General features: G+C 36.6%; 12 protein-coding genes. 10 read left to right on the top strand and 2 right to left on the bottom strand.

The features are described from left to right. The first annotated feature begins 66 nt into the window (after positions 1-66). From ACN5J7_RS14545 to ACN5J7_RS14535, 3 genes are all read left to right on the top strand, one after another. Positions 67-933: a BadF/BadG/BcrA/BcrD ATPase family protein gene (locus ACN5J7_RS14545; protein WP_418604466.1), complete on the top strand. Its 867-nt coding sequence runs from the start codon at positions 67-69 to the stop codon at positions 931-933. Positions 934-951: 18 nt separating this feature from the next. Beyond that, positions 952-2184, top strand: a complete 1233-nt coding sequence (locus ACN5J7_RS14540; protein WP_418604465.1) for an ATP-binding cassette domain-containing protein — start codon at positions 952-954, stop codon at positions 2182-2184. Between the two features lie 86 nt (positions 2185-2270). Further along, positions 2271-3686 (top strand): response regulator, encoded by a 1416-nt coding sequence (locus tag ACN5J7_RS14535; RefSeq protein ID WP_418604464.1) that lies wholly within the window; start codon positions 2271-2273, stop codon positions 3684-3686. 151 nt (positions 3687-3837) lie between these two features. On the opposite strand, the gene ACN5J7_RS14530 is transcribed toward ACN5J7_RS14535, so the two are convergent. Next, on the bottom strand, positions 3838-4218 hold the full coding sequence (locus ACN5J7_RS14530) for a RidA family protein (protein WP_418604463.1): 381 nt from the start codon (positions 4216-4218) through the stop codon (positions 3838-3840). A gap of 137 nt (positions 4219-4355) precedes the next feature. Beyond that, positions 4356-7139 carry a putative LPS assembly protein LptD gene (locus tag ACN5J7_RS14525; RefSeq protein ID WP_418604462.1) on the bottom strand — a complete coding sequence of 928 codons (2784 nt, stop codon included), beginning with the start codon at positions 7137-7139 and terminating at the stop codon, positions 4356-4358. A 112-nt stretch (positions 7140-7251) separates the two neighbouring features. On the opposite strand from ACN5J7_RS14525, the gene ACN5J7_RS14520 reads away from it, so the two are divergent. The 7 genes from ACN5J7_RS14520 (at position 7252) to serB (ending at position 13732) form a co-directional block, all read left to right on the top strand. After that, positions 7252-8361 carry an N-acetylmuramoyl-L-alanine amidase family protein gene (locus ACN5J7_RS14520; protein WP_418604461.1) on the top strand — a complete coding sequence of 370 codons (1110 nt, stop codon included), beginning with the start codon at positions 7252-7254 and terminating at the stop codon, positions 8359-8361. A gap of 51 nt (positions 8362-8412) precedes the next feature. Then, on the top strand, positions 8413-9375 hold the full coding sequence (locus ACN5J7_RS14515) for an MlaD family protein (RefSeq protein ID WP_418604459.1): 963 nt from the start codon (positions 8413-8415) through the stop codon (positions 9373-9375). Positions 9376-9387: 12 nt separating this feature from the next. Continuing rightward, a complete protein-coding gene (locus ACN5J7_RS14510; RefSeq protein ID WP_418604458.1) occupies positions 9388-10695 on the top strand; it encodes a 4Fe-4S dicluster domain-containing protein in 1308 nt (435 codons plus the stop codon). A 160-nt stretch (positions 10696-10855) separates the two neighbouring features. Next, entirely contained in the window at positions 10856-11647 is a 792-nt protein-coding gene (locus ACN5J7_RS14505) for a (Fe-S)-binding protein (protein WP_311938636.1), read from the top strand. After that, entirely contained in the window at positions 11648-11839 is a 192-nt protein-coding gene (locus ACN5J7_RS14500; protein WP_418604457.1) for a hypothetical protein, read from the top strand. A gap of 1 nt (position 11840) precedes the next feature. After that, a complete protein-coding gene (locus tag ACN5J7_RS14495) occupies positions 11841-12326 on the top strand; it encodes an ABC transporter ATPase (protein WP_418604456.1) in 486 nt (161 codons plus the stop codon). Between the two features lie 182 nt (positions 12327-12508). Then, positions 12509-13732 (top strand): phosphoserine phosphatase SerB, encoded by a 1224-nt coding sequence (gene serB / locus ACN5J7_RS14490; protein WP_418604455.1) that lies wholly within the window; start codon positions 12509-12511, stop codon positions 13730-13732. Positions 13733-13976: the final 244 nt, after the last annotated feature.

Genomic DNA, 13976 nt, shown 5'->3' with positions numbered 1-13976 from the left:
ACTTGAATCCGCAGAATTATCGTGTGAATGCATAATAATTCTGTGGGTTTTTTTACTTTTAAACTTATGATTTTAATTGTTGATAGTGGTTCTACTAAATCTGATTGGATAGCGGTAGACAGTAACGGGAATAGATTGCTGGAAAAAATTCGTACTAAGGGTTTAAATCCTGCCATACTTCCAGAGAAAAAGCTAAAAAAAATAATTAAAAAAAATGAAGATTTAAAAGCCAATAGCGAGCAGGTTACGCACGTCTTTTTTTATGGTGCCGGTTGTGGTACCGAAAAACCAAATGCGCTCCTAAAAAGTGTTTTAGAGGGTATTTTTATTAACGCCATTGTCGAGGTTAATGAAGACACTATGGCTGCGGTCTATGCTACCATTAACAGTATAAACGAAGCTGCCGTTGTTTGTATTTTAGGCACGGGATCAAACTGTAGTTATTATGATGGGGAAACCGAACACAAACGTGTTAAATCTCTTGGATACTCTATTATGGACGATGCTTCGGGTAACTATTACGGGCGTCAGTTAATTAGAGACTACTATTTTAACCACATGCCCGAAAATGTTAAAATTGCTTTTGAAACCAAGTTTAATGTTGAAGATGATTACATAAAATACAATCTGTACAAGCAACCCAACCCCAACGCGTATTTAGCTAGCTTTGCAGAGTTTATGTTTTTACATAAAGATTCATATTATATTGTTGAGCTTATTAAAAAAGGCATCCGTTTGTTTGCCACTAATATGATTATGCAGTATAAAGAAGAGTTATCAACTGTTCCGGTGCATTTTGCAGGTTCCATTGCCTTTTTCGCAAAAAAGGAAATTATAGAAGTGGCCGAGGAAATGGGATTCAGAACTGGTAATTTCGAACGAAGACCTATTGATGGTTTAGTGGCATTCCATACCAGTAATTTGAAAAACTAATCTAAAAAAATATAGTTTTTGCACAACCACATTGCGTTTTATATATCTAATAACGATGATAAGCAGCTCCTCATTAATCGCATTGTGACAGAGAAGTTTGTTGGCGATTTTTCAACTTTAAAAGGTGTTATATTTTCAAAAAAAACCTTAGATAAGTTTATAGATGAAGAAGTACGCCACGGCAACTATAATGTGGTTACCAGCACAAAAAACAGCTTATTGAACTCCTCCGAAGGTGAACGCAAAAAAGCATTGTTACAACACCTCATTTTACAAAATCCAGAGTATATTTTGGTCGATAACGTGTTTGGTAATTTAGATGCCAATGCACAAAAACATATTGAAAAAACATTAATCCGCTTAAGCCAAAATATACCGGTAATTCAAATTTCCAATAGAAAAAGAGATATCCTTCCTTTTATAAATCAGCTTTATAAATTAGAAAATAATCGTCCTGTTCTATACAAAAAAGCAGATGTTTTGTCCGACGACAAATCCATGGATTTTTCGTTGAGTTTACCCCAACCGTACATTCAAAACGACAATCATTTCAAGTCGTTGGTTAATTTCAAAAATGTTACGGTAAGTTATGGCGAACGTACCATTGTAAAAAACATTAATTGGGAAATTAAACCCAACGAATTTTGGCAATTAACAGGTCCAAACGGTTCAGGAAAAAGTACTCTTTTAAGTCTTATTTCCGGCGATAACCCAAAAGCTTACAACCAAGACATTACCTTGTTCGGCATTAAAAAAGGGAGCGGTGAAAGTGTTTGGGACATCAAACGAAAAATCGGTTATTTCTCTTCGGAATACTTGCGGGGTTTTGAGCGTTTACAGCCTATTGAAAAAATGATTATCTCTGGTTTTTATGATTCCATCGGGCTTTATAAAATTCCAAACGAAAGACAAATTGCCTTGGCACATCAATGGCTAAAAGTGCTAAATTTGTTCCATATAAAAAACAAAAGTTTTTTAAGTTTGTCCGTTGGGCATCAACGTTTGGTGCTTATCGCCAGGGCCATGGTTAAACATCCGCCTTTACTAATTTTAGACGAGCCAACCAACGGTTTGGACGATACCGATGCTGCCTTATTTTGTAAACTGGTAAACAAAATAGCGTCCGAAAGCAATACAGCCATTTTATACGTGTCGCACAGAAAAGAAGAAAGCTTGTTAAAACCCAACTTTATTTTCAAATTACAGCCACAAAAAACAGGCTCTATAGGTAAATCTATTAAAACTTCTTAATATTTTATTACCATCCTTAATTTGTAAGTTATACCTTTGATATTAGTAAATTTATTAATAAGTTTATTTTATTATAATAGCTCTTGATGCCGTTTTTTAAAAACCAAATAAAACCCTTGCTTGCAAAAATTATTTTATTGATTTTTGTGGGTATTGCTTTTGCATCCATCTTCTTTGTTGGCTTTAATTTCCTTGAAGAACCTTTGGCATTACAAAGCATTTCTTTACTGCTGGCTATTCTTTTGTTGGTTTTAGTAGCGATAGCCTTCAGCTTTTTTAAAAATCAATACGCCAACCAATTAGAAATAGAAAATTTAAGTAACCTGATTAATGATTTAAAGGAACAGCTAAATGAGGCCTTAGATTCGGCTGATTATAAATCGATTTATTTGGCAAATATGAGTTACGAAATCAGGACGCCCTTAAACACCGTATTGGGGATGCTTAATATGTTAAAACAAACCAATTTGGATCCCGATCAAAAGGCACAAGTTGAAATTGCGGATTACTCTTCTGAGCATTTGTTGCAATTGGTAAACATGATTATTGATAATGCTAGGGTTGACGATGGCGAAGTGGAGCTGAATTTGGCCGCAATTAATTTAAAATCGGATTTATCGAGACTATTTAAAATTTTCGAGTACCAAGCTTGGGAAAAAGGTTTGGAATTGGAGTTTAAGTTCTTGTTTGAAAGCGAAGCGAAATTTTTGGTTTTAGGCGATGTAGCTAAAATCCAGCAGGTGCTTATTAATTTGATAAACAACGCAATTAAGTTTACCAATAACGGGAAAATAACAATCATTGTTGACCAAACCGTTGGTATTGATGACGACCAAATCGTTACCTTTTATATAAAGGATACCGGTGTTGGCATGAGTTCTCACGAAGTGAAAAGAATTCTTAAAACTTCCAATAAAGTAGATGTTTCTAGATTTACTGATTATAGAGGCGGCGGTTACGGACTTTCAATTTCCAGGGATTTGGTAAAGCTGATGGGCGGCGAACTTAAAATTGAAAGCAAAGAAAATAAAGGCACCACATTTTACTTTAGCTTACAGCTAAAAAAGACTTTAAATGTTCAGGTTCCAAGCGCAGAAGTTAAACCCATACTGTTCGATAAGTTTAGCGTATTGGTCGCCGAGGATAATAGGATGAATCAGAAAGTAATTAAATTCCTGTTAGAACAGCAAGGCGCCGATTGTACCTTTGCCAAAAACGGTGTGGAGGCCGTTGATTTGTACAAGATTCTTGATTTCGATATGGTTTTTATGGATATTTATATGCCGGATTTGGATGGTTACCAAGCCACCGAAAAAATCAAGAAAACCCGAAAATACGCTAAGCATAAAACGCCAATTATTGCTGTTTCCGCAAGTGCTTTTGATGAGGATATTGAAAACGCAAAATTAGCCGGAATTGACGATTTTTTAGCAAAACCAATCGAAGTGGAAAAGCTAAAAGAGTTATTGGTAAAATACGCTTCAATTGATGAACCCGCTTAATTTCTAAGAATAGCCGTCTTTTGTTTTGTTACTAATTTTACGTCATGCTGAATTTGTTTCAGCATCTCATGAATATTTAATAAAGGTTTTTATTAATAATGTGACCCTGAAACAAGTTCAGGGTGACGTGCATTATAGGATTAATCCGTAATTACTTTACGGCAATCATGCTAATTTCAACATTCACGCTTTTAGGTAATCGAGCTACTTCAACGGTTTCACGTGCTGGCGCCGTGGCATCAACAAAATAGCTGCCGTAAATGGCGTTAATTCGTCCAAAATCATCCATGTTACTAATAAATATCGAAGACTTTATAACGTTTTCAAAAGTCATGTTGGCTGCTTTTAAAACGGCTTTCAAGTTTTCCATAACCTGTTTGGTTTCGGTTTCAATATCATCCAAAACAAGTTCTCCCGTCTCGGGATTAAATGCTATTTGACCCGACGTGTAAAGAGTGTTTCCGCTTAAAACAGCTTGATTATAGGGCCCAATAGGAGCAGGGGCATTTGATGTTGTAATAATTTTTTTCATTGGTTTGTGGTTTTTCCATTCCCTCGAAGCAGGGAATCTAGTTATTCTTTACTTCTGTTTCCGCAAAATCTAAAATTCATTTTTATAAAAATATTAAACAATGAATGAATTAAACGAAAAATTCAGCATTAATTTAATTAAAGTTGCTGGTCGGGTTGCCTGCGTTTTTCGTATTTCAGGTCTTTTAAGATATTGGATTTTATACCGATAAAGAAATTCCAGGATGCCCTAGTGCTAAATGGCACCCAACTAAAATTCATGCGCCAACTTAATAAATCGCGTTCAAATCGCAGTTGGGTGTATGTAAACCCCTTGTTTTTTAAATCGTAACCGGAAGAAGCACCAACAGACCATTTAGGCGATAATTCTATATTTCCGGAAAACATAAGCGAGTGCGACGATATTTCGTTTTGTCGCGTATTATTTGAGTAATTAACCGCGTAGGCCAAACGCAAATCCCAAGGTATTTTAAAGTTGTAAAACGCACTTGGCTCTTCATCTTTTTTGCTATCGGCATCTTCATTTTGTCTAGAAAAATCTTCAGAAACTCCAAATAAATCATCATCTCGACCACCACTTCGTAGGTTTTCTTGTATGGCACGACCTTGGTTGCGATTTTCACTGCCATCTTTTTTACTGCTTGACAGCGAATAACTCATAGTCATGTTCGCACTCGTTAACCTAAAAAGGCTACCGCCATTGTTAACGTTGAATTTATTGATGCGCCTATTGTTATTGTCCAAAGCATACGGATCTAAAGTGGCACCAAAATTCACGCTCAATTTATTGTCAAACAACTGGGTGCCACCGCTCATTCTCACTGGGCTCCATTGCAACGAATCTCCCGCAAAATTGTACGAGGTAGAAAAGTTTAGGTTGTTAAGTAAAACCACTTTTTTGGGCTCTGTGGCGGTGCTGTCTTTATCGCGTACCTTCGCTTCAAAATTATTGGCAATGGAAATTCCCATGGAGCTGGAGAAGTTTTTCCCCGGAGTTCCAAAAAGACCCCCATCAAAACGCGAGTATTCCAAATTGTTTTCGTTTTGAATAATTTCAATTTCGGCAGCGGTTAATCCATCGGCGTTAATAACTTCGGCAGTTTCATAATATTTATCGAAAGCCGGATTGATGTTATAACTAATTGAAGGCCGGATAACATGGCGAATAGCGTGGATTTTAGGGTTTTCTTTGTCTTTTTTAAAGTTGAACATCCCGTAAACCGTTGTTCCTAAACTGGTGCTAAAATTATAGGTTCTAAACGCATCAAAACCATTTACGGTTTCGGTAATCACTTCATCGGTCAAATTATCGTAAAATTTATCAATCGTTTTAAAAGTCCACACTTCATTAAAACTAGCCGATGTACTTAAGCTAAAATGTTTAAACACTTTAAAGTTTGTACTGATGGGAATGGAATGCTGAAAACCTGTTTTGGCATCATCAAACATTTCTTTTTTAAAGAACAGGGAATCGGTGGTTTGAATCCGGTTTTCACCACGCACGCTATACTGAAAATTTATATTTTGAATGATGCCTTTTTTTGACCCGTTTTTAGGGGCAAACGGAAAAATTCTGCTCACATTTCCTTGAAAAGTAGGAAGCGTCATATTAATTTGCTCCGTATTGGTATTTTGGGAATGGGTTGCGGTAACGCTGTAGTTTACCGAGGGTTCGCCTTCAAAAGTTTTGGAATACGATACCGAGGACGACAAGGTGTTATTTAAAAAAGCACCCGTATTAATTTGATTTACAGATTGCCTATAATACGTGCTACTACCCAAGTTTACCGATGCCGAAAAACGCGAACTAGGGTTTGCCTTACTATCTTGACTGTGCGACCAACGTAAATTGTACACCGTAGATTTTCCGTAATCAGGAAAACCACGCTCACTGGTAATCAGGTTTTCGTACCTAAACCCAACATTTCCTCTAAACCTATAACGTTTGGCATAGGTGTTTTCCAATCGCAAACCATAGCTTCCGTTCGTGTAATAATCGCCTAAAACCGCCAAATCTACATAATCGTTTATGGCAAAATAATACCCGCCGTTTTGCAAAAAATAACCGCGGTCGTTCTGCTCGCCAAAAGTAGGTATTAAAACACCAGAGGTTTGTTTTTCGCTTTGCGGAAAAAATGCAAAAGGCACACCAATGGGGGTTGGGACTTCGTAAATAAAAAGATTGGCTAAACCCGTTACAATTTTTTTACCCGGAACTATTTTGGCTTTTCTCAATAAAATATAATATTCTGGGTCGTCTAAATCCTCGGCGGTTGTGTATTTTCCACGGTGTATAAAATAAACCGAATCGTTTTCCTTTTTTGTCACTTGGGCAATAACGGTGCCACCGGATTGCTCAGTTTTAGAATTGTAGATTAAAGCTTTTTCGGTTTGGGTATTAAAAACAATCGAATCGGGTTCAACCACATTCTTCCCTTGGGTAAATACAGGTGCTTGCGAATAGGTGCCAACAGAATCTAAAATACCTTTGGCGTAAACCGTATTGGTGCTGTAATCTATAACAATGCTGCCCGATTTTATATTGATGTCGCCGTAATCTATTTGGGCATCGTTATATAAAAATAATTTCTGTTTTTTTTGATTGAACGACGTGTAATCCTTAGCGCTGTATCTTACAATATGCTCTAATAATTCTTTTTTTGGCTTAATGGAATCTGTAGTGGTGGAATCTTGCGCTTTTTCAGCCGGAGCTTCATTTTTTACAAAATCCTTGGCATTAACAACTACACTATCTTTAACCGTGGGTTTAATACTATCTGTAGGTTTCGGAATATCTTGAGCGAAGCTAAACGTGTTAATAAACACTGTAAAACTTAATGCAAAAAGTATTTTAAAGTTGTTTGTACGCAACGCTTTTAAATGTATTTTTGTAAAAGTATGGCTCGGTTTTTGAATTGCCAAAATTACATATATTTTTCTGTGATAATTTATTATTCAACGGAAAAATTTAAAATTAAATGTTTACTCCATGTTGTGGAGTAATAAACCGAATTTTTACGCGTTAAAAACACTTATGAAAACGTCCAGAGTATTACTTTTCGTATCTTTTATAATAGTATTAACATTTTCTTCTTTTATAAATGTTGATGATATTCAAGCCAACGATAAATTTGTTGTGGTTTTAGATGCTGGCCATGGCGGACGAGATCCGGGGAATTTGGGCAATGGTTATAAAGAAAAAGACATTGCTTTAAAAGTGGTTTTAGCCATAGGCAAAGAGCTTGAAAAAAATCCAGACATAGAGGTAGTTTATACCCGTAAAACCGATGTGCTTGTCGATTTATTCGTTCGAGGAAAAATAGCAAATAAGGCCAATGCCGATTTGTTTGTTTCGGTGCATTGCGATTCGCATACCAGTCAAGCTTATGGCGCTGGCACCTTTGTTCTGGGAACACATAGAAACCAGACAAATTTTGAAGTTGCAAAAAAAGAGAATTCAGCTATTTTTTATGAAAAAGATCACGAAACAAATTATGATGGTTTTGATCCCAATTCGCCAGAATCCGTGATTAGTATTTTATTGGGGCAAGAAGAATATTTAGACCAAAGCATACAGTTGGCAGGCTTAATTCAGGATAATTTTGCGAAAAGATTAAAACGAAAAGACCGAAAAGTAAAACAAGCCGGTTTTATTGTATTGCATCAAACCGTGATGCCTAGCGTTTTGGTAGAACTCGGGTTTTTAACCAACAAAAGGGAAGGCGCCTATTTAAATTCAAAAAAAGGGCAAACAGAAATGGCTTTGGCCATAAAAGATGCTATTTTAGAGTACAAAAAAGCCTTATATTTAAATGTTAGCCACCCTGTTTATGCCGATGATATACAAGAGGTTGCTGAGCAAACAGACGAGGTTTACACCAACATTGTCTTCAAGGTACAAATTGCTGCAAGCTCTAAGGCCCTAGAAACCAAGCCGTATAATTTTAAAGGCTTAAACAATGTTTCCAGAATTAAGGAAAACAATTTATACAAATATTTTTACGGCGAAACCTCAAATTACAATACCATAAAAAAGCTGGAAGAAGAAGCCAAAACCGCTGGTTTTAAAACCGGTTACATCGTGGCATTTAAAGATGGTGAAAAAATATCTTTAACCGAAGCTTTAAAAACAACTGCTAATTAGATTCATTCTTTTTAAATTTATCTTAAATTTGTTTATCTAAACATATTTATTTTGAATATATCAAAAGAAGTTAAAGCAGCCATATTAGTTATATCAGGAATTATCCTTTTTATTTTCGGATTCAATTATTTAAAAGGCCAAAACCTACTCGATTCTTCCCGTACATTTTACGCCGTTTACGACAATGTTGAAGGTTTAACGGCATCAACCCCAGTTACCATCAACGGTTTAATAGTTGGTAAAGTGATTAGCATAGGATTTATGGGCGATGGCTCTGGCAAATTATTGGTAAAGCTTTTAGTGGATAACGATTTTCAGTTTTCAAAAAACAGTAAAGCAGAACTTTACGAAACAGGTTTAATAGGCGGAAAAGCTATTGCCATTGTCCCTGCGTTCGATGGTGCCGAAAACGCTGAAAAAGATTCTTATTTGCAAGGTTCGGTAAAAGCCGGATTAAGCGAATTGGTGAATCAAAAACTCACGCCGTTACAAGGAAAGATTGAAAATATGATGGTGAGCGCCGATAGTTTGTTGAATAATTTAAATCAGGTTTTTGATGCTCAAACCAAAACGAATCTTAAAAAAAGTATTGCTAGTTTAAGCTCTACTATAGATTCATTTAAAAGCACGTCACTTGCTTTGAATCAGGTAATTAAGGGTAATCAGGTTAAAATTGATAGTGTTTTAACCAATGCTGAAAAACTAACTGGCGATTTGGCGAAAATAACACATACCATTTCTGAATCGGACCTTAAAAAGACGATAAAAAATTTAGAGTCAACCCTTCAAAACTTCGATAAAATTATTGCCAATTTAGAAAATGGCGAAGGCTCGATGGGCAAATTGCTAAAGGACGAAGGTTTATATGATAACCTAGAAGGTGCCACGTTACAATTAGAGCAGTTGTTGGAAGATATGAAATTAAACCCCAAGCGCTATGTGCATTTTTCATTATTCGGAAAAAAACCAAAACAATACGATGCTGAGGGAAACGAAATTAAACAAAAAGATTAACGCCTTTAAAATATGAATTACCTACCAAACGTACTTTTTGCAATCATACTTATCTTGGGTATTGGCTACTTCGCAAAAAACGTAAAAAAATTAATTCGTAATATAAAACTTGGTCAAGATGTTGATGTTAGCGACAACAAATCGCAACGCTGGAAAAACATGACCATGATTGCGTTTGGGCAAAGTAAAATGGTGCGTCGCCCCATTGCTGGATTGTTACATATTGTAGTTTATGTGGGCTTTATCATCATAAACATTGAAGTGCTGGAAATCATTATTGATGGTTTAATTGGCACGCACAGAATTGGCTTAAAAGTATTGCCAACATCGGTTTATGGGGTTTTAATAGGCGCATTCGAAGTATTGGCTATTTTGGTATTTATATCGGTTACCATATTTTGGATTCGTAGAAACATTATAAAATTAGCACGGTTCTGGAAAAGCGAAATGACGAGCTGGCCAAAAAACGATGGTAATTTTATTTTGTATTTCGAAATGGTGTTAATGACGCTGTTTTTAATAATGAATGCTACCGATGTCCATTTTCAAGAATTGAACTCCGGCAACATCATCAGTCAATTTATAGCACCGTGGTTTTCAGGATTATCCGAAGCCACATTGCATGGCATCGAACGTGCTGCTTGGTGGCTGCACATTGTCGGTATTTTGGTGTTTTTAAATTATCTATACTTTTCAAAGCATCTGCATATTTTATTGGCATTTCCAAATACCTATTACGGGAAATTAACCCCACAAGGGCAATTCAATAACCTCGAAGCGGTTACCAAAGAGGTGAAAATGATGATGGATCCCGATGCCGACCCTTATGCCGTACCCGAAGATGACGGCGAAGCACCGGCAAAATTCGGTGCCAGCGATGTACAAGATTTAAATTGGGTACAACTATTGAATGCTTATACCTGTACCGAATGTGGCAGATGCACCAGCGAATGTCCGGCAAACCAAACGGGTAAAAAGCTATCGCCCCGAAAAATAATGATGGATACCCGCGACCGTCTGGAAGAAGTGGGTAAAAATATTGACGCTAATAACGGCGAATTTAAAGACGACGGAAAACAGCTTTTAGATAATTACATTACCCGCGAAGAGCTTTGGGCCTGTACCTCGTGCAACGCCTGTGTAGAAGCTTGTCCGGTAAGTATCGATCCGCTGTCAATCATTCTGGATATGCGTCGCTATTTGGTTATGGAGCAATCCGCGGCACCCGTCGAACTCAATAATATGATGACCAACATAGAAAATAACGGCGCGCCGTGGCCATACAATCAAATGGACCGATTAAATTGGAAAAATGAATAATTAAATAATTTGGGCGTTACCCTAAAAAGGGTCGGGCTTTCCGCTATATCTTTTTGTGGAAAACAAAAAGGATGCCGCTGCAATACCTAACGCAAAAACGAACACTTAACAATAATCCTGCAAAGTTTCAAATAAGCTTGTGGGTATTAAACATAAAAAAATGAGCGAAACAATAAAAGTACCAACCATGGCCGAATTTATGGCCCAAGGCAAGCAACCCGAAGTATTATTTTGGGTAGGCTGTGCAGGTAGTTTTGACGATAGAGCAAAAAAAATAACCAAGGCATTTGTTAAACTTTTAAATAAAGCCCATGTAGAATTTGCCGTATTGGGCACCGAAGAAAGCTGTACCGGCGATCCTGCAAAACGCGCTGGAAACGAGTTTTTATTTCAAATGCAAGCCGTAACCAATATAGAAGTGCTAAATGCCTACGAAGTAAAAAAAATCGTTACCGCTTGTCCGCATTGCTTTAATACCATCAAAAACGAATACCCGGAATTGGGCGGTAGTTACGAGGTAATGCACCATACGCAGTTCTTAAAAACATTATTGGACGAAGGGCGTTTAACCATCGAGGGCGGTAAATTTAAAGGCAAACGCATTACCTTTCACGACCCCTGTTATTTAGGGCGCGCCAACAATGTTTACGAAGCGCCACGTGAGCTCATTCAAAAACTGGAGGCGGAGTTGGTAGAAATGAAAAACTGCCGACGAAACGGATTGTGCTGTGGGGCAGGAGGCGCGCAAATGTTTAAAGAACCCGAAAAAGGCGATAAAGACGTTAACGTTGAGCGTACCGAACAAGCCCTGGACGTAAAACCGGAAATTATAGCGGCAGGTTGCCCATTCTGTAACACGATGATGACCGATGGCGTTAAGGCCAAGGAAAAGGAAAACGATGTTGAAGTTATGGATATTGCAGAACTTATAGCGAATGCCCAAGATTTGTAAATGGCACCTAAAAGTTTAAAACACCAAATAATTTACGGCTTGGTAACCGGCTTAATTTATGCCGGTTTTATTGCCATTGTCGAATATTATAAGGATAAGGAATTTAATCTTCAAAAATTTATTGTTGGATTTATTCTTTTCGGAATAGGAATGATTATTGTTGTACGAATTAAACACAAGAAAGACAAATAAAATGCTAGTTGATTTTAATACATTACCCGAAGAATCACGTGTTTGGATATACCAAGCCAACCGTTCGTTTACCGAACAAGAATTGGAGGAAATACAATCGAAACTTAAAATTTTTATTGATAACTGGACGGCTCACGGTAGCGATTTACAAGCGGGCTACACCATAAAATACAAGCGTTTTATCGTGTTGGGCTTAAACCAAGATGTAAATAATGCTACAGGCTGCTCCATTGATGCATCGGTTCATTTTATACAACAATTGGAAAAGGAATACAACGTCGATTTAATGGATAAAATGAATGTATCCTATAAACAAGGCGAGTATGTGGCTTACAAAACACTAACCGATTTCAGGAAGATGGCAAAAGACAAAGCCATATCAAAAAACACCATCGTTTTTAATAATTTGGTTAATAATATTGCAGAATTTAAAGAAAACTGGGAAGTTCCGGCAAGCGAAAGTTGGCATAGTCGTTTTGTAAAATAGGTTATTTTCTAGTTTTATCTTCGGATCATTACTATTATTTCTTTTTCTATACTGTTTGGTTATATGATTGTCAAAAATTGTGATAAGCACCTATAATAACCCCAAAAAACTTTTATATTTCAAATAGAATATTGATTTTTACGTCCCTATTATGATCGGATTAAAAGAGTGAAAATTACATTATGGCTAACGAGATTTTCTTATTAACAATTTCAGGACAAGATAAACCAGGTATAACCTCGAGCTTAACAGAAGTTTTGGCTAAGTACGGTGCCAAAGTATTGGATATTGGGCAGGCAAACATACACGACACACTATCTTTGGGTATTATGTTTGTTATTGAACGCGGTAAAGAATCTGCACCCGTTTTAAAAGATTTACTGTTCAAATCTTACGAACTTGGTATCAAAGCTAAATTTATACCCATATCGCTCGAAGATTACGAAAAATGGGTAAACCTTCAGGGGAAAGACCGCTATATTGTTACCATTTTGGGTGAAAAACTGGCTGCCGAACAAATATCGGAAGTTACCAAAGTCATTTCAGATAAAAACTTAAATATAGATTCTATAAAACGACTTACAGGGCGTTTATCGTTGGTTAAAGAAGATGTATACCCTAGAGCGTCCATTCAATTATCTATTAGGGGAAAAATAGATAACAAAAGGGATTTTACAGAAAAATTCATGCAAATCTCACACGATTTGGATGTCGATATTGCATTTCAAGAAGATAATATTTACCGCAGAAACCGACGCTTGGTGTGCTTTGATATGGATTCCACATTAATTCAAACAGAGGTTATTGATGAGTTGGCAGAATTAGCGGGCGTTGGCGAAAAGGTAAAAGCCATTACGGAATCGGCCATGAACGGCGAAATAGATTTTAACGAAAGTTTTAAAAGACGCATGAAACTTTTAAAAGGTTTGAGCGAAGATGTGCTGCACGATGTTGCTGTAAATTTACCCATAACCAAAGGGGCAAGACGACTCATTGATACCTTAAAAAACTATGGATTTAAAACCGCTATTTTGTCGGGAGGCTTCACGTATTTCGGTCATTATTTACAAAAGGAATTAGGTATAGATTATGTATACGCTAACCAACTGGAAATTAAAGACGGCAAGTTAACGGGCGGCTACCTTGGCGAGATTGTCGATGGCAACAAAAAAGCAGAATACCTTAAAGAAATAGCCAAAAAAGAAGGTATTGATATAGGCCAAACCATTGCCGTTGGCGATGGTGCAAACGATTTGGCAATGCTAAATCTTGCTGGCTTAGGGATTGCTTTTCATGCAAAACCGACGGTAAAAGATAACGCGCAAAGTGCCATATCGAGTATAGGTTTAGATGGTGTTTTGTATTTGTTGGGTTACCACGACAGGCATATCGACTTATTGGAGTAAGTGAATCTTTAAGATAATTAGGGTTTTTAAGCTTTATGTTTAGTATTGCAGATTTTGTTTGTTTTTAAATTTTTCTGGGTTAGCTTTTAATCAAAAAATATAATTCAAATTACTACTGTTTGTAATTAGTTACTATTAAGTCTTGGTTCTTGATTCTATCAGCATTGCGGTCTAGAATCTCTAATCGAATACTAATGTTTAAAATCTTATTATAATTCTATCTTAAAGTCTTTTTTTCTTCTTT

The sequence above is a fragment of the Hwangdonia sp. genome (assembly GCF_048381975.1).
Classification (GTDB): domain Bacteria; phylum Bacteroidota; class Bacteroidia; order Flavobacteriales; family Flavobacteriaceae; genus Hwangdonia; species Hwangdonia seohaensis.
This window is presented reverse-complemented; position numbering and strand designations above follow the sequence as displayed.